Consider the following 19,066-nt stretch of genomic DNA (forward strand, 5'->3'; position numbering starts at 1 on the left):
TCACCTAGCATTCCGTCACCCTTCCGGCGCGGCAGAGCACACGCGCGCCGCTACAATCGCGCCATGCACGGATCCGATGCTTTCGACGCCGCCGCTTCGTTCCGCCCTGAAGCCAATGACCGGCCCACGCGCATCCGCGTCGACCTGGACGCACTGAGCCACAATTTCCACGCGCTGCAGGCGCACGCCGGTGTGCCCGTCATGGGCATCGTCAAGGCCAATGCCTACGGACATGGGCTGGTGCCGGTCGCGCGCCACCTGCAGGCGCAGGGCATCGGACAGCTGGGCGTGGCGCTGGTGGAGGAGGGCATCGCGCTGCGGCGCGCGGGCGTGACGGTGCCGATACTGGTGATGGGCGGCATCCACGCGCCGCAGGTCGGCCAGTTCCTGGCCTGCGATCTCGAAGTGACCGTCTCCTCGATCGCCAAGCTGCGCCAGGTGGAACAGGCGGCGGCATCGCTGGGACGCCAGGCGGTGATCCACCTGAAGGTCGACACCGGCATGGAACGGATCGGCGTACACAGCGAGAATGCGGGGCCCTTGATCGAAGCCGCCGTCGCCTCGCGCTGGTGCACCGTGAAAGGCATCTACTCGCACCTCGCCTGTTCGGACGATCCGGCCTCGCCGATGACGCACGAACAACGGCACCGCTTCCTCGATGCATGTCGGCACTTCGACCGCATCGGCGCCCCCATGCCGCTGCGTCACCTGGCCAATTCCGGCGGCGTGCTGCATTTCCCCGACACCTGCCTGGACATGGTCCGTCCGGGCATCGCGCTGTATGGCGTGATGCCGGACCCCGCCTCGCGCGCCACGGTGGCCCTGAAGCCGGCATTGTCGCTGGTGTCGCACGTGGTCTACTTCAAGGTGGTGAAGGCCGGTAGGACGGTCAGCTACGGGGCCACCTGGACAGCGCCGGCGGACACGCGCGTGGTCACCGTGCCGATCGGATACGGCGACGGTTACCCGCGTTCGCTTTCGTCGCGCGGCGAAGTACTGGTACGCGGCCAGCGCCGTCCCATCATCGGCCGGGTGTGCATGGACCAGTTCATGGTCGACCTGGGCCCTGGCGGAACCGCGTACAACGAGGACGAAGTGGTGCTGATCGGCGCGCAAGGCGACGACGCGATTTCTTGCGAAGCTGTCGCGCATGCGGCGGGCACGATTCCCTACGAGATCCTGACCGGTCTCAACGCGCGCATCCCCCGCGAATACGTCGGCGGTGCATCCAGCGGCGGGCCGGCTGCGTAATCGGCAACGACGTCCGAAAGCCGCGCCCATGCCCAACGCCCTTGTCTGGTTCCGCCACGATCTGCGCCTGGACGACAATCCCGCCCTGCGCGCGGCCCTGGACCAGGGATTCACCCCCATTCCCGTCTACGTGCATGCGCCGCAGGAAGAGGGCGAATGGAGCCCCGGTGCCGCTTCCCTTGCGTGGCTGCACCGGTCGCTGACGGCGCTCGATGCGGACCTGCGGTCACGCGGGTCGCGCCTGCTCCTGCGCGCGGGGCCCAGTGCGCCTGCGCTGCAGGCGCTGGTGGAGCAGACAGGTGCGGTGGCGGTGTTCTGGAACCGCAAGTACGAACCCGCCACCCAGCCGCGCGATGCCTCGCTGAAGAAGCGGCTTCGTGAGCAGGGCCTGCAGGTGGAAAGTTTTAATGGCTGCCTGCTGTTCGAACCCTGGGACCTCGCCACGCAGCAAGGTGGGCCGTACAAGGTGTTCACGCCATTCTGGCGGTCGGCGCTTGCGCAGCGGCGCGCACCGGCGACGTGGGATGCGCCCGGCGCGCTGCCCGCGTTCGAAGACGCGTTGCCGGGCGAATCGCTCGATGCCTGGCGCCTGGCACCGGCACTGGGCTGGGATGCCGGCTTCTGGAAGGTCTGGACGCCGGGCGAGGCCGGTGCGCGCGAGGCATTGGAGGTCTTCATCGATGGCGCGCTCAACGGCTACCGCACGGACCGCGACCGTCCCGACCGCACGGGCACCTCGCGCCTGTCGCCGCACCTGCATTTCGGCGAAATCGCGCCCTGGCGGATCACGGCCGAACTGGAGCGCGCGCGCACGGCCGCCAACAGCGCCGACATGGACGGCTACATCCGCGAGCTGGGCTGGCGCGAGTTCGCCTACCACCTGTTGCACCACTTCCCGCAGACCACCACGCAGAACCTCAACCCGCGCTTCGCGCATTTCGACTGGGCGAAGGTCGACCCCAAAGCCCTCGAGGCCTGGCAGCGCGGTCGCACCGGCGTCCCCATCGTCGACGCCGGCCTGCGCGAGTTGTGGGCCACCGGCTACATGCACAACCGGGTGCGCATGATCGTCGCCAGCTACCTGACCAAGCACCTGCGCTATCACTGGCTGCAGGGAGCGCGCTGGTTCTGGGACACGCTGGTGGACGCCGACCTGGCCAACAACACGTTGGGATGGCAGTGGACCGCCGGCACCGGTGCCGATGCCGCGCCCTACTTCCGAGTGTTCAATCCGGTGACGCAGGCGGAGAAGTTCGACCCGAAAGGTACGTACATCGCGCACTGGGTGCCGGAACTGGCGGCCGTACCGGTCCCGCTGCGTTTCGCGCCGTGGGAGAAGCCCGATGTGATGTCACGCATTGCCCCCGACTACCCTCGGCGGCCGCTGGTCGACCTGGCAGAAGGGCGCGAGGGTGCGCTGGCGGCCTACAGCAAGACGGGCGACTGAACTGCGTTGACGCCTTTCCGCGCCGCATGCTTCACTCGACGCGGGAGAGGAGGGCAAGCATGGCCACGAAGAAGGCGCAGGCAAAGCCGCGTCGCGAGCCGATGTCGCGGGTGGATACCGCCTGGTTGCGGATGTGTCGTCCGACCAATCCGATGATGATCACCGGCGTGCTGATGTTCGACGAGCCGATGACGCTCGACCGGTTGAAGCAGGTCATCAGGAAGCGTTTCTTAGCCTATCCCCGTTTCCTGCAGAAGGCGGTGGATACGCCGGCCGGCGCGTCATGGGTCACCGATCCGGACTTCGACCTCGACTGGCACGTGCGCCTATCCGCGCTGCCGGGGCGGCACGATCCGAAGTCCGAGAAGAAGGCGCTGGAGCGCTTCACCAGCCAGATGGCGTCCACGCCCTTGGACAAGACCAAGCCGCTGTGGCAGTTCCACCTGATCGAACGCTACGGCACCGGCTCCGCGCTGGTGGCGCGCATCCACCACAGCTATGCCGATGGCATCGCGCTGGTGCAGGTGCTGCTGTCGCTGACCGATACCAGTCGCAAGCCGGATGCCGGCAAGGACCTGCGATCGGCGTGGCTGAAAAAGGACGGGGCCGAGGTCGTCCGCCGCGTCGGCGCCATCGATCGCTACGTGCAGATCGGCGGAAAGATGCTGGGCAAGGGCATGGAGATGATGCAGGACCCCACGCTGGCCACGATGCTGGCGAAGGAGGGCGGCGAGATCGGCCGCGAGCTGCTGCACGCGCTGTCCCTGTCCGACGACCCACCCACGCTGCTGCGCGGCAAGCTGGGCGTCAGCAAGCGCGTGGCCTGGGCCGAGCCGCTGGACCTGGAAGACGTGAAGGCGGTCGGCCGCGCCTGCGACTGCACCGTCAACGACGTGCTGATGGCCGCGGCCGCCGGCGCACTGCGCAGCTACATGCTGGAGCGTGGCGAGCAGCTCGAAGGGGTGACCCTGCGCGCCACCGTGCCGGTGAACCTGCGCCCGCTGGAGCACGCGCGCAAGCTGGGCAACCACTTCGGTCTGGTGTTCCTGGACCTGCCGGTGGGCGAAGACAATCCGATCCGCCGGCTGGAGCGCGTGGCCGACTGCATGCGTGACCTGAAGAATTCGCGACAAGCCATTGTTGCATTTGGACTTCTTGCGGCACTTGGCATGGCGCCGGCGGCCGTCCAGGGCGTGGCGCTGGAGCTGTTCTCGCGCAAGGCGACTGCGGTGGCGACCAATGTGCCGGGCCCGCAGCAGCCGCTCTACATGGGCGGCAGCCGCGTGCGCGAGATGATGTTCTGGGTGCCGCAGACCGGTTCCATCGGCATCGGCGTGTCCATCCTCAGCTACAACGGGCGCGTGCATTTCGGCCTGATCGCCGACGCCAAGCTGATCCCCGATCCGGATGCCGTCATCCGGCGCTTCGGTCCGGAGTTCGACAAGCTGCTGTACCTGGCGCTGATGGGCGATTGGGAGCGGACGCTGGATGCGCCGGGGGCCGTCGCGCTGATGGCGTGATCCCCGACGCTACCTGAATGAACAGGGCTCAAATCGCATGTTGTGAACATTTTGCTGGGTAGGCTTGCGGCCGTTCCGGTGCATTCCGCGCACCGCCCAGGAGGATGTATGAATGCGATGCTGAAGACCGGCGCCCTCGCGGCGCTCACCGTGACGCTGCTCGGTGGCTGCGCCAGTTATACCGGCCAGACCAACGATCCCAATGATCCCAACCGCACCCGTACAGGCGCCCTGATCGGTGCGGGTATCGGTGCCGTGGCCGGCCTGCTCAGCGGCAGCGACGCCACCGAGCGTCGCCAGCGCGCCCTCGTGGGCGCGGGCATCGGCGGGCTGGCGGGCGGTTCCATCGGCGCCTACCAGGATCGCCAGGAAGCCGAACTGCGCCGCCAGACCGCCGGCACCGGCATCGATGTCAGCCGCGACGGCGACGTCATCAAGCTCAACCTGCCGGACGGCGTCACCTTCGACTTCGGCAAGGCCGAACTGAAGCCGCAGTTCTATCCGGCCCTCAACAACGTGGCCTCGACCCTGCGCGAGTACAACCAGACCATCGTGGAAGTCAGCGGCCACACCGACAGCATCGGCAGCGAAGCGGTGAACCAGCGCCTGTCCGAACAGCGCGCCGCGTCGGTGGGCAACTACCTGATCGGCCAGGGCCTGCAGCGCGAGCGCTTCGAGATCGTCGGCATGGGCAAGCGCTATCCGGTCGCCAGCAACGACACCGACGCCGGCCGTGCGCTCAACCGTCGCGTCGAAATCCGCGTGTTGCCGGTGCGTTCGTAAGTACCCCCGCACGCTGCACCATGGACGGGCCGCCTCGCGCGGCCCGTCTTCGTTTCAGCGGTCCGCGAACGCGTCCGTCGCCCGGATCAGTGCATCGGTGATCGCCGGCTCGGTGGCGCCGTGGCCGGCCAGCACCATCTCCAGGCGCGCCTCGGGCCAGGCCTGCGCCAGATCCCAGGCACTGCGTGGCGGGCAGATGATGTCGTAGCGGCCCTGCACGATCACGCCCGGCAGGTGGCGTATGCGGTCGATGTCGCGCAGCAACTGTCCGTGCGCGAGAAAGGCGTTGTGGCGGAAGTAATGCACCTCGATCCGCGCCTTGGCCAGGACCCTGGCGGGATCTTCGTCCGACGTGGCATCCGGCTCGTGCAGCAGCGTGGCCGCACCGTCTTCCCAGCCCAGCCACGCCTGTGCGGCGGCCATCGCGATCGCCGCATCGGGATCGTCCATGCGACGCCAGTACGCTTCGATCATCGTGCCGCGCTCGCCCGCCGGAATATGCGCCTCGTAGCGCGCCCAGCGTTCCGGAAACACCCAGCGCGCCCCGCCGTCGGCCTCGTTGAACCAGCGGTTCTCCTCCTCGCGGCCGAGGTAGACGCCGCGCACGATCACCCCGGTCGCACGCGCGGGGTGCGCCTGCGCGTAGGCCAGCGCCAGCGTCGAACCCCAAGAGCCGCCGAACACCAGCCAGCGCTCGATCCCCGCGAGCGCACGCACGGCTTCGATGTCCCCGATCAGGTGTGCGGTGGTGTTGTCGCGCAGCTCGCCGAACGGCGTCGACTGGCCGGTACCGCGCTGGTCGAACAGGACGATGCGGTAGCGCGCCGGATCGAAGAAGCGACGATGCACCGGCGACAGGCCCGCGCCCGGTCCGCCGTGCAGGAAGATCACGGGAATGCCGTCCGGATTCCCGCATTCCTCCACATGGAGCGTGTGCAGGGCATCGACGGCAAGCCGGTGCGTGCGGTACGGCGCTATCTCGGGATACAGCGTGCGCATGGGCAGGGGTCCTTGCGAGGTGTCCGAGCATAGCCAGCGACGCCCCGTCCGTCAGCCCGCATCGGACGCGCGTGTCAACCCGTTTCCCGCGCGGCCATCCGTTGCCACAATCCGGGTCCCACCCGGTGTATCGGGTTTTCCAGTACGGACGCAATGCAAGACCGCAATCCCCAGATCGCCCAGCACATCGCCGCCACCATCGCCGCCGAGATCGGCGCCCAGACCGCGCAGGCCAAGGCCGCCATCGCGCTGCTCGACGAAGGCGCCACCGTCCCCTTCATCGCCCGCTACCGCAAGGAAGTCACCGGCGGCCTGGACGACACCCAGCTGCGCAACCTCGAAACGCGCCTGACCTACCTGCGCGAACTGGAGGACCGCCGCGCCGCGGTGCTCGCCAGCATCGAGGAGCAGGGCAAGCTGACCGACGCACTGCGTGCCGAGATCGAAGCCGCCGACAGCAAGGCGCGCCTGGAAGACCTCTACCTGCCGTACAAGCCCAAACGCCGCACGCGTGCGCAGATCGCCCGCGAAGCCGGCCTCGAACCCCTGGCCGATGGGCTGCTGGCCGATCCCACCTTGGTCCCGGAAACCGCCGCTGCCGCGTACATCGATGCCGAGAAGGGCGTGGCCGATGCCAAGGCCGCGCTCGACGGTGCACGCGCCATCCTGATGGAACGCTGGGGCGAGAACGCCGCGCTGGTCGGCGAACTGCGCGAGTGGATGACCGAGGTCGGCGTGATCCGCGCCAAGGTCGCCGAAGGCAAGGAGAACGAAGGCGCGAAGTACCGCGACTACTTCGACCATGCCGAGCCGCTGGCGAAGATCCCCTCGCACCGCCTGCTCGCGCTGTTCCGCGCGCGCCGCGAAGAGATCCTGCAGCTCGACCTCGACCCGGGCATGGACGCCGACGCCGGCCATCTTTCCGCCGAGGGCCGCGTCGCCAAGCATGCCGGCGTCTCCGCGCAGGGTCGCGCCGCCGACAAGTGGCTGCTGGATGCCTGCCGCCTCACCTGGCGCGCGAAGCTGCACATGCACCTGCTGCTGGACCTGTTCAACCAGGCCCGCGAGAAGGCCGAAGCCGAAGCCATCGCCGTGTTCGGCGACAACCTGAAGGACCTGCTGCTGGCCGCGCCGGCCGGGCCGAAGGCCGTGCTGGGCCTGGACCCGGGCCTGCGCACGGGGGTGAAGGTCGCCGTCGTCGACCGCACCGGCAAGCTGGTCGACACCGCCACCATCTATCCGCACGAGCCCAAGCGCCAGTGGGATCAGTCGCTGCACGTGCTGCGTGCGCTGTGCGCGAAGCACGCCGTGGAGCTGATCGCCATCGGCAACGGCACCGCCAGCCGCGAGACCGACAAATTGGCCGGCGACCTGATCAAGCTTGCCCCCGAGCTGAAGATGCAGAAGATCGTGGTCAGCGAAGCCGGCGCCTCGGTGTACTCGGCCTCGGAATTCGCGGCCAAGGAGTTCCCCGATCTCGACGTGAGCATCCGCGGCGCCGTCTCCATCGCCCGCCGCCTGCAGGATCCGCTGGCGGAGCTGGTGAAGATCGAACCCAAGGCCATTGGCGTGGGCCAGTACCAGCACGACGTGGACCAGTTCCGCCTGGCGCGCGCGCTGGATGCGCGCGTGGAGGACTGCGTGAACGCCGTCGGCGTCGACGTGAATACCGCCTCGGCCGCATTGCTGACGCGCGTGTCCGGCCTGTCGTCGACGGTGGCCGAGAACATCGTGCGTTTCCGCGACGAACACGGCGCGTTCCGCACGCGCAAGGCGCTGCTGGGCGTGCCGCGCCTGGGCGAGAAGACCTTCGAGCAGTGCGCCGGGTTCCTGCGCATCGCCGACGGTGACGAACCGCTGGATGCCTCGTCCGTGCATCCGGAAGCCTATCCGGTGGTGGAGCGCATCCTGGCCGGCAGCGGCCGGCAGGTGAAGCAGATCGTCGGCGACATCGTGTTCCTGCGCGGGGTGAAGCCGGAGCAGTACACCGACGAAAAGTTCGGCGTGCCGACCATCCGCGACATCCTGAAGGAACTGGAGAAGCTCGGCCGCGATCCGCGCCCCGAGTTCAAGGCCGCGCGCTTCGCCGACGGCGTGGAGGACATCAAGGACCTGCGCGAAGGCATGATCCTGGAAGGCGTGGTCAGCAACGTGGCCGCATTCGGCGCCTTCGTCGACATCGGCGTGCACCAGGACGGCCTGATCCACATCTCCGCGCTGTCCGACCGCTACGTGAAGGATCCGCGCGAGGTGGTGAAAGCCGGCGACATCGTCAAGGTGAAGGTGCTGGAAGTGGACGTGGCCCGCAAGCGCATCGCCCTCACGCGCCGCCTGGACGACGCGCCGGCACCGCAGGCCCCGCGCGACGCGCGGGCGAACGATCCGCGTCCGCCGCGCGGCCCCGACCGCGGCCCCCCGCGCGATCAGCGTCGTGGTCCCGCAGCGGCGAAGTCCGGCGCGCCGCCGGCCGACAATGCGCTGGCGGCGGCGTTCGCCCGGGCGAAGGGCCAGGGCTGAACCAGCGCCGCGCTCAGGGGAACACGTGGGAGCGACGTGAGTCGCTATCGCACTGCAAGGGAAGCGCTCGCGCGCTGCTTCGGGAACGCCCGCCCTCGGCAGGGCGTTCGCGACTTGGGCTGCGCTCCCGCAGGGGCGCAGCGGATCAGCGGCCGGGAGCTCCGGTCGCCGTTGCGTAGGGTGCCAGGTAGCGGCTCAGTCCGCCGGCGCGCAGCTGCGTGACTGCGGCATTCCAGTCGATGGGCCTGTCGGCCTTGAGCGCGTCCAGCACGGCCACCACGGACAGCTCCACTTCCGGCAGGCCGCTCGCGCCCGGTGCGCTGCGGCGCTGCTCGATGGCCTCGAACAGCACCGCATTGGCCTCGGCGTAGGTCAGCGGTGCGGTGCTGCCGCGCGCCGTGCGCCACGCCGGCGTCTCCAGCACGGCATTGACGTGGGAGAGGATCAGCCAGGTCGCGCGGCCGATCAGCTTCAGGTTGCCCGGCTGCACGCTGGTCATCGTGTTGCCGACCACGCGCCCGCGCTTGGCCATCACGCCGGTGGAATGCGCGTTGAGCAGCATCTTCAGGGCGATCGTCTGGTTGAGTTCGAACGCATCACGCTGCGGCACCGTCACCGCGATCACCGGCACCGGCCGTGGCAGGGCGGCCACGTCGGCCAGCGCGTCGCTGGCGAGGGGGCGCGCCGAGACGGACACCAGCACCGGCTCCGCACCGGCGGCAGCGAACGCCTGCAGCCACCGGCGATTGGCATCGGCATGCGCTTCGTCGCCCAACAGGATCAGCGCGCCGGTGTCGCCGGCCTGCGGGCCGCTGCGCTGCAGGTTGGCGTCGGAGAACGACAGGTCGTACAGCGCCTGCTGTTCGTCGCCGGCGTTGGACAGGCCACGCAGCGCCGCTTCGCGCAGGTAGGGGTCGTCGATGCCGTTCTCGAACGGCGGCAGGTACAGCGCCTTGTCCAGGCCGTGGAATGGCCGGTGCAGCAGGGCCTGCCAGGCCTGTGCGCCATCGGCGGCCGGCGTCCACACCTGGATCCATGAGCGACGTTCGGCCGCGTCCACGGGGTCCAGCGGGCTGAGGCGGAAGGTCGGTGCGCGCTCGGTCACGTCGACGAACACCGGCATCAGCGCCCGCGTGGCCAGATAGGTGGCATGGCGGCCGGCGGCATAACTGGCGGCTTCGCGGTCGGTCCACGCGGCCAGTTTCTGCGCGGCCGCGGCGGTCGTGCGCTGGATCGCGGCGAAGCCGCGCAGGCGCTCGGCGATGCCGGCATCGTTGAAGCCCAACGCGGCCAGTTCATCGCCGGTCAGCACCTCGCGCAGCAGCGCATGCGTCGCGTCTTCCAGCACCACGCCCAGCACGTACAGGCTGGTGGTGGTGGCCTGCATGCGGGTGGAGCCGGTGATCGCCTGCGGCCCTGTGGGCAAGGGGATCTTGGTGATGCGCGCATCGTCCAGCACGCGGCGGCTGCGTTCGAACGGGCGCAGCACCTCATCGGGATTGTTGTAGACGAACCACGTGCGGCGTGCGTCCGCGCCGGCCTGGTCGGCCGCGGCCAGCGCCGTGCCGATCACCGCGGAGGTCTCGCCACCTTCGGTGACGGCGAACACCAGGTCCTGCGGCCGGATGCCGTTGTCCTGCAGTTGCAGGCGGCCGATCTCGGGAATGTCCTCGAAGCCTTCCAGCGAGGCGATCAGCGCGCGGTCGCCGCCGGTGATCTCGCCGCGCACGCGTTCGCCCAGGCCGGGGAAGCGCGCCTCGATCTTCGCCATCGCGGGGGATGCCGCGGTGCGCTGCCAGAACGGGCGCCACAGCCCGCTTTCGATGGTCTCGGCCAGGCGTCCGGTGGAGCCGGTGCCGTAGAAATACAGGCGGTGGCCCTCGCGCAGGGCGCGGGTGATCTCGCGGCTGGCGTGTTCCAGCGCCGCCAGCCGCGCAGGATCGTCGGCGACGCCCTGCAGCGCGGCCGAGATGTCCTCATCCACCGACAGCAGCGCGGCCAGCCCGTCCGCGGTGTCGGCGGCGATGCGCGTGCTCAGGTCGAAGCTGCGCGGATGACGCTGCTCGGTCAGCAGGCTGTGCAGCTGGAACTGCTGCTTGTTCGCCACGAAGTCCCGGGACTGCGCCGACGGCGTGACGCCCAGGCGGTTCGGTACGGGCTGCGCGCCCAGGGGCAGGGTGGCGCCGGCCATGACAAGGAAGGACATGCTGCGCATGATGCGTTTCGCCATACGGGACATCGGGTTCCCCACTGACAACGGAAGAATGCGGCGTGTCCGGCAGCGTTTTCGCCTGCCCGACGCCGCACGCAGGCTGCTATCGTCATGACAACGATAGCAAACGGTCGTGACACTATGCCCCGGTTCCCCCGTCCGCTGCATGCTGCACTGCGCCCCCTGGGTCTGGGACTGCTGCTGTTGCTGGGTCTTGGCCTTGCGCCCTCCGGCGTTGCTGCCCCGGGCTGCGACTGCACGGGCGTGGCGCCGAAGCTGGGCATCGAGGTACTGCTGGAGCAGCGTCTGGACCTGTTGCGCGGCAGGCGCGTGGGGCTGGTGACCAATGCCACCGGCCTGGACAGCGAGCTGCGCAGTGATGTCGACCGCTTCGCCGCGCATCCGGATTTCACCCTGGTCGCGCTGTTCGGTCCCGAACACGGCGTGCGCGGTGACGTGCAGGCCGGCGATCACGTCGCCTCCGCGCGCGATGCGGCCACCGGCCTGCCCGTGCACAGCCTGTACGGTGAACACCGCGAACCCACGCCCGCGATGCTCGATGGCATCGACGTGCTGGTGTTCGACATCCAGGACGCGGGCACCCGCTTCTACACCTATCCGTACACGCTGGCCGGGGTGATGCGCGCGGCGAAACGCGCCGGCATTCCCGTCGTGGTGGCCGACCGTCCCGATCCGCTGGGCGGCGTGCGGGTGGAAGGACCGGTGCTGGATCCGGCGCTGGCCTCGTTCGTCGGGCAGTTCCCCATTCCCATCCGCCACGGCATGACGCTGGGCGAACTGGCCACCCTGTTCAACACGGCGTTCGGCATCGGCGCCGACCTGCACGTGGTGGCGATGCAGGGCTGGCGGCGCGGCGACGAACCATTGCGCGGCGCGTTGTCGTGGGTGCCGCCGTCGCCGAACATGCCGACCCCCGACACCGCGCTGGTCTATCCGGGCATGGGGCTGCTGGAAGGCACCAACGTATCCGAGGGCCGCGGCACCACGCGCCCGTTCGAGACCGTGGGTGCGCCCTGGGTGGATGCGCCCGCGCTGGCCGCGCGACTCAACGCGATGGGCCTGCCGGGCGTGCGCTTCCGGCCCACGTGGTTTACGCCGACATTCTCCAAGCATGCCGGCCAGGCCTGTGCCGGCGTACAGCTGCACGTGACCGACCGCAACGCTTTCCGCCCGGTACGCACCGGCCTGGCCGTGCTGAAGGCCTTGCACGACCAGCACCCGAAGGACTTCGCCTTCCTGCCGGGCGAGCCGCCGTTCTTCGACCGGCTGGCAGGCGTGGGCGACCTGCGTGCCGCCATCGAACGCGGCGACACGCTGGAGGCCATCGAAGCGCGTTGGCAGCCGGGGCTGTCGGCGTTCGAGGCGCTGCGCAGGCAGCATCTGCTGTATCCCTGAGCTGGACCGGCGAAGCCGTGGGGGCGGCGTCTGTCGTGATGAGGCGTTAAAGCTTCTCGCCCATTGCCCCATCCTGTAGGAGCACCCCTTGGGCGCGATGCTTTTTCATTCGATGAGGCGAAAGCATCGCGGGCATGGCCCGCTCCTACAGACGCGCCGCGCGGTCGCGGTAACGCCTTATCGCGACTGACGTCGCTCCCACAGCTCCAAACAGGCGCCAGCGTGGCCTGTTGTGGCCCGCGTGGAACGGGTTGCGCGGTGGGATCGGGGCGCCTCAGGCCTCGTGGGAGCGACGTGAGTCGCGACGAGGCACCGGTACGCTTCATCGCGACTGACGTCGCTCCCACACCCTCGCCGACGCCAATGGTCGGCAATTCGCGCGTCAGGTCGCGACAGGTTTCCGTTTGCGCGGTGCGCGCCTGGCGGGGCGCGGCGTGTCGGTGGCCGTGATCAGCGGCGCCACCGCCTGCTGGAGCTGCTCCAGCGATGACAGCGTGTCGGCATAGGCGATGAAGTGCTGCAGGTAGCCCGGCGACGCGGCGCGCATCAGATGGAGGGCGCGATGCACCAGCATGCCGGAGTTGAGCGGACCGGCGTCGGCGGGCACATCGTGCAGCGACGCGCGCAACTGACTGTCGATGCGCACCTGCGCCCAGACCTCTCGCGCCTCGGTGAGCGCGGACGGCGCCACCGGCGACGGACCGGGCGCGGGGGCATCGCCGTGGCGCGCCTGCAGTGCGGCGACCAGGCCCCGCAGTCCGCTGTCGCGTGCCGGGGCGGGCGCGGCGGGCGTGGGCCTGCGTGCCAGGCCCTCGGCATAGGCGCGCATCAGGCCGGCCAGTCGCGCTTCCAGCAGGCGGCGGGCTTCGCCCTCGTGCGTGCCGACCCGCGCGGCCAAGGCCTGCAGGATGTCGAAGCGTGCCGGCGCCGCGCGGTCCAGGCCCTGCGCGCGCCACGCCTGCAGCTGCGCCAGCGGTGGCAGCGCGTCACCGTCCATCGTTACCGCGGCGCTTGGCGGGGCGGGGAATGGGCGCGATCTCGACGCGGCGGTTGCGCGCGCGGCCTTCCTCGCTGGTGTTGGCGCTCACCGGCTGCTCGGCGCCGAACGCGGCGGCGAACACCGAGGAGGACGGCACGCCTTCGGCGATCAGGGTGCGGGTGACGGTGAGGGCGCGTTGCGCGGACAGATCCCAGTTGTCGTCGAACTGGCGGTTGCTGCCGCTGACCTGGCGGTCGTCGGTGAAGCCTCTGACCATCAGGATTTCCTCGCGCGTGCGCAGGTAGCCCGCCAGCGGCGCGGCCAGGCTCTTCAGCAGGTCGCGACCCTCCGGCTGCAACTGGTCGGAGTTCAGCGCGAACAGCACGTTGCCGCGGATGCCGATGCGGCCGTCCACCAGCGTCACCCGACCCTCGGCCAGCGGCGCGGCCAGCGCGTCCTCCAGTGCCTTGCGCTGTTGCGCTTCCTGTTCGCGCCGGCGGGTTTCCTCGTCCAGGCGCTGGGCCAGCTGCGCCTGCACGGCGATCACGCCCACCAGCACCAGCACGAACGCGCCCAGCAGCACCGACATCAGGTCGCCGAAGCTGGCCCAGACGGGGGCGCCCAGGTCGGCGTCGTCTCCGGTTTCCACGCTCATGCGGCGTCGGCCCCGGCCAGGCGCTGCAGGTCGACGGTGATCTGGCGCTGTGCGGACAGGCTGAGGTCGACCACTTCGCGCGCCTGCGCCACGTAGTAGGCCAGTTGCTCATCGCTGCGCACCAGCGAGCGCTCCAGTGCGCCTTCGATGGCCTGCAGGCGTTCCAGCAGCGCGTCGTTGGTCTGGCCGAAGCGTTCCACCACGCTGCCCAGCGCATCGCCCAGGCCGGCGACTTCGGTGGCGCCGGCGGCCACCTGCGCGGCGACGTGTTCCAGCTTGCCGGTCTCGGCCTGCACGTGGTCGGTGAAGCGGGTGCTGACTCGCTCCAGCAGGTCGGCGGACGTCGCCACCAGCGCATCGATGGCGGTGCGCTGTTCGGTGGAGGCGTGGTTCACCGCATCCAGCAGTGTCTGCAGCGTACCCATCATCTGGGTGCGTTCTTCCAGCAGGGCGGTGTCGCGCACCATGCTGTCGGAGAGCTTCTGACGCAGTTCGGCCACCACGTCGGCCGCAGCGCGCGGTGCTTCCGAGGCCACCTGCACCAGCTGCGAGATCTCGGCGATGGTCTGCTGCGCGTGGGTCTGTGCCTGCGCGGTGATGTCGTTCGCGCTGCGGGCCAGGGCGTCGCAGATGTCCTGCTGCAGGCGCGCGGCTTCGGCGGCAGTGCGCTCCCAGTCGCCCCGCAGCGTGGCGCTCATCGTGGCCAACTGCTCGGCCCAAGCGGCCAGGCGGGCATCGTCCTGTTCGGCCAGCGTACGCTGCAGCGCGGCATGCGAGGCGTCGACCGCTTCGACGAGGGCGTTGGCCTGCGTGCGGAAATCGGCGCCGACCGCGGACAGGGCGTCCGCGTGGCGCGTGGCGATGCCGTCGGCGGTGCTGGCCTGCTGGCTGAGCGCCTGCGACCAGCCCTCCGCCAGCGTGGTCGCGGTGTGTTCGAGCTGGCCGGCCGCCGCATCGAGCCAGGCCTGCGAGCGCTGGTCGAACTGGGTCGCCTGGCGCTGGGCGTGGTCTTCCAGGCGCGCGACCAGCGCGTCGTGGGCGTCCTGCTGGCGTGCGAGGGCGGCCTGCCATGCTGCGGACGCCGCCGTGGTCGCGGTGCCGAAGCCGGCCGTCAGTGCCTCCAACTGCTGCTGCACGGCGGTGCCGACGGTCTGCTGCAGGGCGCCGGTCTCGCGCGCCACGCCTGCCAGCGTGGCCTCCACTACAGGTTGCAGCGCCGCGCTGACCGCGCGTGCGCTGCTGTCCACGCCGGCCTGCATCGTGGCCACCAGCGTGGAGGCGAGCTGGGCCTGCGCCGCTTCGGTGCGGGCGTGGAAGCTTTCCTGGCGCGCGGCCTGTTGCGCGGCGGCGTCGGTGGTCTGGCGTTCGATGCCGGCGACCATGGCCTGCAGGCGTTCCACCAGTTCCGGCATCAGCGCGGCCTGCTGCTGCAGCAGGCGGAACGATTCCTCACGCTGGAACGACTGCGAATGCACGTGCAGCGAGGTGGCGATCGCATCGTCCAGCCGCTGCGCGACCAGCACGCGCTCGCGCCGGCTGAGCGCGGACAGCAGGCCGAGGATGGCCGACGCGGCCACGCCCGCGATCGAGGTGCCGAAAGCGAAGCCCAGCCCCTTGACCGGCGCGGCCAGCGAGCCGCGGATCGCGTCGATGTCGGTGGCGCCTTCCAGCGCCAGGCCGGTGCCGCGCAGGGTCACCATCATGCCCAGCAGCGTGCCCAGCATGCCCAGCAGCACCAGCAGGCCGACCAGGTACGGCGTGAGCGAAGGGGCGGGCAGGGCGACGCGTTCGCCTTCCACGCGCAGGCGCACGGCCTGGCGCAGGCTGGGATGCAGCGGTGCCAGCCAGGCCTGCAGGCCGTTGCCCGCGGGCGCGGTGTCGTCCAGCGCGTGGGCGAGTGTTGCGGTGGCCTGGCGATACCGCTGCAGTTCCACGACACCGACCACGTAGCACGCGCCGATTACCAGGGTGACCACCACGCCCAATGCGTGCGTGCCGACGTAGCCGACGCCGATCCAGCCGACGATGGCCAGGCCGGCGAGGAAGAGGGCGGTGGAGAAGGGCTGTTTCATCAAAGGCATCCAGGCATCACGGGGTACGAAGCGCGGCGAGCAGCGCGTCGATGGGGTGGAAACGCAGGTCGAGTTCGGCCAGCAGGGCGTCCTGCAGGTCGCGGCGGAACAGCGCCCGCCACGCGCTGTCGGGGCTGCCGTCCGCGGCGGCGCGCAGGCGTTCGAAGTGCAGGCCGAGCAGGGTGGGGGTGTGGGCCAGCAGGGTCTGTTCGCGCGGGCTGAGGGTCATTTCCATCACGGCGTCGACCTCGGCCAGGCGGGCCAGGTCGCCGCCGCGCTGGACCAGGGCATCGCGCAGGCGTCCGCGCAGGGGGCCGGTGCCGGTGAGCATGGCGCGCTGGCGTTCCAGGCAGTAGCGGCGGAAGGGTGCGAAGTCGTCGCCGTCCGCGTCGGCGGGGGCGCCACGCTGGATCGCGTCCGTCAGCGAGGTACGGACCCGGGCGATGGCCTCGGCATGCGCGTCGATACCCGGCGCGGCGCCAGCCGCAGGCGCAACGGCGCCATCGAGCGCCCGCGACAGCGAGACCGCACGGTTCCAGTCGATCCATTGGCCCAGCCGCTCGGACAGCACCGGGCCGGCATCGGGCAGGTCGGCCCCGCCCAGGCGGGCGAGGAGACGGACGAAGGCGGGGGCCGCCGTGGGCGTCCGGTACTGCACAGTGGTCACACAGTGGCTCAAAAGAGCAGAGATTTTACAGGAAGGGGCTGGGTGATGAGCCGTTTCACGGAACTGGCGAGCGGATAGGCTGGGGACTTTTGGGGCCTGGCCATTGGTTGAAGGATCAAGGCTGGCACGCTCGATTGAGGCGATTGTCACCGGCCGGGCTACATCCGAGGGCTCCGAAGGTAGACCATGCTGGTGGAGAGGGAGCCGGTAGCGGGGTGGCCTCGGGCATCAGGCAATTGTTTGGATCTGCTCCTCATCACGTGAGATCACTCGGCGAACATCACTTTGAGTTCTTCTTCAGTGACTCCAAAGCTACGGGGTTCGTACCGGCTGCCTCCCTCGTCATACACAAGAAGGCCCTCGGCATTAATGCCGACGACGTGGCGCAATACTGTGAACTCGTAGAGGCTGAAGTCGCGCCGCGCATTTACTTCAATGACTCTGCTGGAGATCGGCTGCATGACTTGATCACAGGCAGCCGCCGTAATCGCAATGTTTGCCGCCCCGGCATTGCGAACGCTCGGATACAGCATCCCACTGCATACGTTCTTGCCGTAGATTTTCGCGACGAGCAGTCGCGTTTTAAGGTAGTCATTCTCCCGCGCTTCGGGGCTAGCAAGTACTTCCGATAAGAGCGAGTCGGCGAAGACCAGCATCTGCCGGTCCAGCGGCTTTCGCTGATTCAGAAGCCGCGCAATGGTATGGCCTGGATCAGGCCCGATCATCGGGAGGTGGCCATTCTTGTAGCAGCCTGTGAACTGCCCAAGGGATGTTAGACGAAGCTCTCTGCCGGGTTTAATGGCAAAAGCTGTCAATTGCACCAGATCCCCGTTGCATGCGCCTATCTCCGAGAGTGAGGTTTCCTCCCGAAGCGCTGCGTACAGATTGGGGACCTGAGGGTCGCTTAGCCGCTGAGGGCCCGCAAACTGTTTGGGGGGATAGGACAGATCGGATGCCGCTTTTAGTCGATCACCCGAGTTGATTTTCCTTGCTCGATAGTAAAGAGAGCCGGAGGTTATGCCAAAGGTGATTAGGGAACAGTAGCCAATGACACGGTCCAGAGCTTGATCCAGTGCTTCCAAGTCGTGTGAGTTCCGAATGGTCTCGGCGTCAGCCTCTAGCTGGGTGAAGTCCATGGTTCGCCCGTCTGCGGTGTTTGAAGGTAGTCGCTCGATGTTTGCATCATTTCCCACCGCCCGGCCAAGTGATGGGTTTTGTCGTAGGCGCGCGCGTTCTGATCTCTTACGGGGGTGCGCTTGCTATTCACTGCGGTCGGGAAAGAGGCCGAAACACCATTCTTGGTCGTCGGGCACCGCCGAGCGCGGGGCAACACGTATGGGACGCTCTGGGCCTCCAGCTGCGCTGGGCAGCCAGAAACAAAAAAAAGACCGGGAAGCTTTGATTTCTCTAGGCTTTCCAGTCTTTTTTGTACGTCCTGAGACGCTTGAATGGTGGAGGTGGGCGGAATTGAACCGCCGTCCGAAGGCACTCCATCCCCGGTACTACATGCTTATCCCGCCGTTGAGTCTCGTCCTGCAGCAGCACGGTGGGCCAAGCGCACCGCAGAACCAGCCTGTTTTAGGTTAACCGGGTGCTGACAGGCAACCACTCCCGGCGATTCCGTGATGATGACCTTACGCTGCGAGCACGGACACAAGCAGTTTCAGGGCTTAGGCCTTAAGCGGCCAGAGCGTAGTTGTCGTCGTTGGCAACTAGAGTTTTGCCGCTGGATTTACGAGGAAAGCTGCCCCCTCGGCATGCACCAGGAAACTTTGCAACCCCCGTCGAAGCCAGTGCACCCCCGGGAGTCAGAAACTTCCTGACAAGGGCCAGTGTAGGGGCGGGCACCCCGCTTCACAAGGCGCCGCTGCCAGCGCGTTCAGGCTTGAGGTCCGCAGAGCAGTCCTGACATGCCCCCTTGGTAAGGGGGCGAATTCGCACGTCAGCGCGAATGGGGGATCGGCAACGCGCGTCGGGGCCCGAGATTTGCGAAGCAAATCTTGGGGGCTTCATCGCGAAGCGATGGAGCTACGCGTCCTTGTTGTGCTGGCGCATGACGCGCGACTTCTCGCGGGCCCAGTCGCGGTCCTTCTCGCTGGCGCGCTTGTCATGGGTCTGCTTGCCCTTGGCCAGCGCCAGCTCGGCCTTCACCTTGTTGCCCTTCCAGTACAGCGACGTGGGCACCAGCGTGTAGCCGTCGCGCTCGACCTTGCCGATCAGGCTGTCGATCTCGTTCCGGTGCAGCAGCAGCTTGCGCGTGCGGCGGTCGTCGGCCACCACGTGCGTGGAGGCCTGGATCAGCGGCGTGATCTGCGCGCCGAACAGGAACAGCTCGCCATGCCGGATCACCGCGTAGGCCTCGGTGATGTTGGCGCGGCCGGCACGGATGGCCTTCAGCTCCCAGCCCTGCAGGGCGATGCCCGCTTCGTATCGCTGCTCAAGGTGGTACTCGTGCCGGGCGCGCTTGTTCAGCGCGATCGTGCCTGTTGCTTTATTCTTGTCGGGTTTCTTTGCCATCCGTCCTATTGTCGCCGAAGGCGGAACCCCA

Annotated in this window: 14 protein-coding genes and 1 other RNA gene; 6 read left to right on the forward strand and 9 right to left on the reverse strand. The window is 68.7% G+C overall.

Annotated elements, in window-relative coordinates; translation table 11 throughout:
- Positions 1-63: 63 nt before the first annotated feature.
- From alr to IAE60_RS12140, 4 genes are all read left to right on the forward strand, one after another.
- On the forward strand, positions 64-1,251 hold the full coding sequence (alr, locus tag IAE60_RS12125; RefSeq protein ID WP_187572441.1) for an alanine racemase: 1,188 nt from the start codon (positions 64-66) through the stop codon (positions 1,249-1,251).
- A 28-nt stretch (positions 1,252-1,279) separates the two neighbouring features.
- On the forward strand, positions 1,280-2,698 hold the full coding sequence (locus tag IAE60_RS12130; protein WP_187572442.1) for a cryptochrome/photolyase family protein: 1,419 nt from the start codon (positions 1,280-1,282) through the stop codon (positions 2,696-2,698).
- Between the two features lie 59 nt (positions 2,699-2,757).
- Positions 2,758-4,218, forward strand: coding sequence for a WS/DGAT/MGAT family O-acyltransferase (locus IAE60_RS12135; RefSeq protein ID WP_185896034.1), 1,461 nt, complete (start codon positions 2,758-2,760; stop codon positions 4,216-4,218).
- A gap of 108 nt (positions 4,219-4,326) precedes the next feature.
- A complete protein-coding gene (locus tag IAE60_RS12140; RefSeq protein ID WP_162108861.1) occupies positions 4,327-5,001 on the forward strand; it encodes a YiaD family glycine zipper/OmpA-like lipoprotein in 675 nt (224 codons plus the stop codon).
- A 54-nt stretch (positions 5,002-5,055) separates the two neighbouring features.
- Here the strand turns inward: IAE60_RS12140 and pip are convergent, their stop codons facing one another.
- Positions 5,056-6,000, reverse strand: coding sequence for a prolyl aminopeptidase (gene pip, locus IAE60_RS12145; protein ID WP_187572443.1), 945 nt, complete (start codon positions 5,998-6,000; stop codon positions 5,056-5,058).
- A gap of 153 nt (positions 6,001-6,153) precedes the next feature.
- On the opposite strand from pip, the gene IAE60_RS12150 reads away from it, so the two are divergent.
- Positions 6,154-8,517: a Tex family protein gene (locus IAE60_RS12150; RefSeq protein WP_187572444.1), complete on the forward strand. Its 2,364-nt coding sequence runs from the start codon at positions 6,154-6,156 to the stop codon at positions 8,515-8,517.
- A gap of 145 nt (positions 8,518-8,662) precedes the next feature.
- On the opposite strand, the gene IAE60_RS12155 is transcribed toward IAE60_RS12150, so the two are convergent.
- The gene (locus tag IAE60_RS12155; protein WP_187572445.1) at positions 8,663-10,723 is read right to left on the reverse strand and encodes a hypothetical protein; all 2,061 of its coding nucleotides are present in this window, start codon (positions 10,721-10,723) and stop codon (positions 8,663-8,665) included.
- A gap of 147 nt (positions 10,724-10,870) precedes the next feature.
- Here IAE60_RS12155 and IAE60_RS12160 point away from each other — a divergent pair, with 147 nt between their 5' ends.
- Complete coding sequence (locus IAE60_RS12160) at positions 10,871-12,145, forward strand: exo-beta-N-acetylmuramidase NamZ family protein (protein WP_187572446.1); 1,275 nt, start codon at positions 10,871-10,873, stop codon at positions 12,143-12,145.
- Positions 12,146-12,527: 382 nt separating this feature from the next.
- Here IAE60_RS12160 and IAE60_RS12165 read toward each other — a convergent pair whose 3' ends face one another.
- The 7 genes from IAE60_RS12165 to smpB all read right to left on the reverse strand — a co-directional run bounded on the left by IAE60_RS12165 (position 12,528) and on the right by smpB (position 19,035).
- Entirely contained in the window at positions 12,528-13,142 is a 615-nt protein-coding gene (locus tag IAE60_RS12165) for a DUF2894 domain-containing protein (RefSeq protein ID WP_187572447.1), read from the reverse strand.
- Positions 13,132-13,779 (reverse strand): OmpA family protein, encoded by a 648-nt coding sequence (locus IAE60_RS12170; RefSeq protein ID WP_187572448.1) that lies wholly within the window; start codon positions 13,777-13,779, stop codon positions 13,132-13,134. The genes IAE60_RS12165 and IAE60_RS12170 overlap by 11 nt, the downstream gene beginning before the upstream one ends.
- Positions 13,776-15,851 (reverse strand): DUF802 domain-containing protein, encoded by a 2,076-nt coding sequence (locus tag IAE60_RS12175; protein WP_187572449.1) that lies wholly within the window; start codon positions 15,849-15,851, stop codon positions 13,776-13,778. Before IAE60_RS12175 ends, IAE60_RS12170 begins: the two co-directional genes overlap by 4 nt.
- Positions 15,852-15,867: 16 nt before the next feature.
- On the reverse strand, positions 15,868-16,518 hold the full coding sequence (locus IAE60_RS12180; RefSeq protein WP_187572450.1) for a DUF3348 family protein: 651 nt from the start codon (positions 16,516-16,518) through the stop codon (positions 15,868-15,870).
- Positions 16,519-16,784: 266 nt separating this feature from the next.
- Positions 16,785-17,654 (reverse strand): RES domain-containing protein, encoded by an 870-nt coding sequence (locus IAE60_RS12185; RefSeq protein WP_187572451.1) that lies wholly within the window; start codon positions 17,652-17,654, stop codon positions 16,785-16,787.
- 313 nt (positions 17,655-17,967) lie between these two features.
- Positions 17,968-18,321, reverse strand: a transfer-messenger RNA (tmRNA) gene (gene ssrA / locus IAE60_RS12190).
- A 225-nt stretch (positions 18,322-18,546) separates the two neighbouring features.
- Positions 18,547-19,035 (reverse strand): SsrA-binding protein SmpB, encoded by a 489-nt coding sequence (gene smpB, locus IAE60_RS12195; protein ID WP_162109288.1) that lies wholly within the window; start codon positions 19,033-19,035, stop codon positions 18,547-18,549.
- Between the last annotated feature and the right edge of the window lie 31 nt (positions 19,036-19,066).

Origin of the sequence: Pseudoxanthomonas mexicana (assembly GCF_014397415.1) — a bacterium.
Taxonomy (GTDB): domain Bacteria; phylum Pseudomonadota; class Gammaproteobacteria; order Xanthomonadales; family Xanthomonadaceae; genus Pseudoxanthomonas_A; species Pseudoxanthomonas_A mexicana.

Coding starts and splice junctions, on each gene's coding strand:
- alr (WP_187572441.1), top strand. CDS start 64: ATGCACGGATCCGATGCTTTCGACGCCGCCGCTTCGTTCCGCCCTGAA.
- IAE60_RS12130 (WP_187572442.1), top strand. CDS start 1,280: ATGCCCAACGCCCTTGTCTGGTTCCGCCACGATCTGCGCCTGGACGAC.
- IAE60_RS12135 (WP_185896034.1), top strand. CDS start 2,758: ATGGCCACGAAGAAGGCGCAGGCAAAGCCGCGTCGCGAGCCGATGTCG.
- IAE60_RS12140 (WP_162108861.1), top strand. CDS start 4,327: ATGAATGCGATGCTGAAGACCGGCGCCCTCGCGGCGCTCACCGTGACG.
- pip (WP_187572443.1), bottom strand. CDS start 6,000: ATGCGCACGCTGTATCCCGAGATAGCGCCGTACCGCACGCACCGGCTT.
- IAE60_RS12150 (WP_187572444.1), top strand. CDS start 6,154: ATGCAAGACCGCAATCCCCAGATCGCCCAGCACATCGCCGCCACCATC.
- IAE60_RS12155 (WP_187572445.1), bottom strand. CDS start 10,723: ATGTCCTTCCTTGTCATGGCCGGCGCCACCCTGCCCCTGGGCGCGCAG.
- IAE60_RS12160 (WP_187572446.1), top strand. CDS start 10,871: ATGCCCCGGTTCCCCCGTCCGCTGCATGCTGCACTGCGCCCCCTGGGT.
- IAE60_RS12165 (WP_187572447.1), bottom strand. CDS start 13,142: ATGGACGGTGACGCGCTGCCACCGCTGGCGCAGCTGCAGGCGTGGCGC.
- IAE60_RS12170 (WP_187572448.1), bottom strand. CDS start 13,779: ATGAGCGTGGAAACCGGAGACGACGCCGACCTGGGCGCCCCCGTCTGG.
- IAE60_RS12175 (WP_187572449.1), bottom strand. CDS start 15,851: ATGAAACAGCCCTTCTCCACCGCCCTCTTCCTCGCCGGCCTGGCCATC.
- IAE60_RS12185 (WP_187572451.1), bottom strand. CDS start 17,654: ATGGACTTCACCCAGCTAGAGGCTGACGCCGAGACCATTCGGAACTCA.
- smpB (WP_162109288.1), bottom strand. CDS start 19,035: ATGGCAAAGAAACCCGACAAGAATAAAGCAACAGGCACGATCGCGCTG.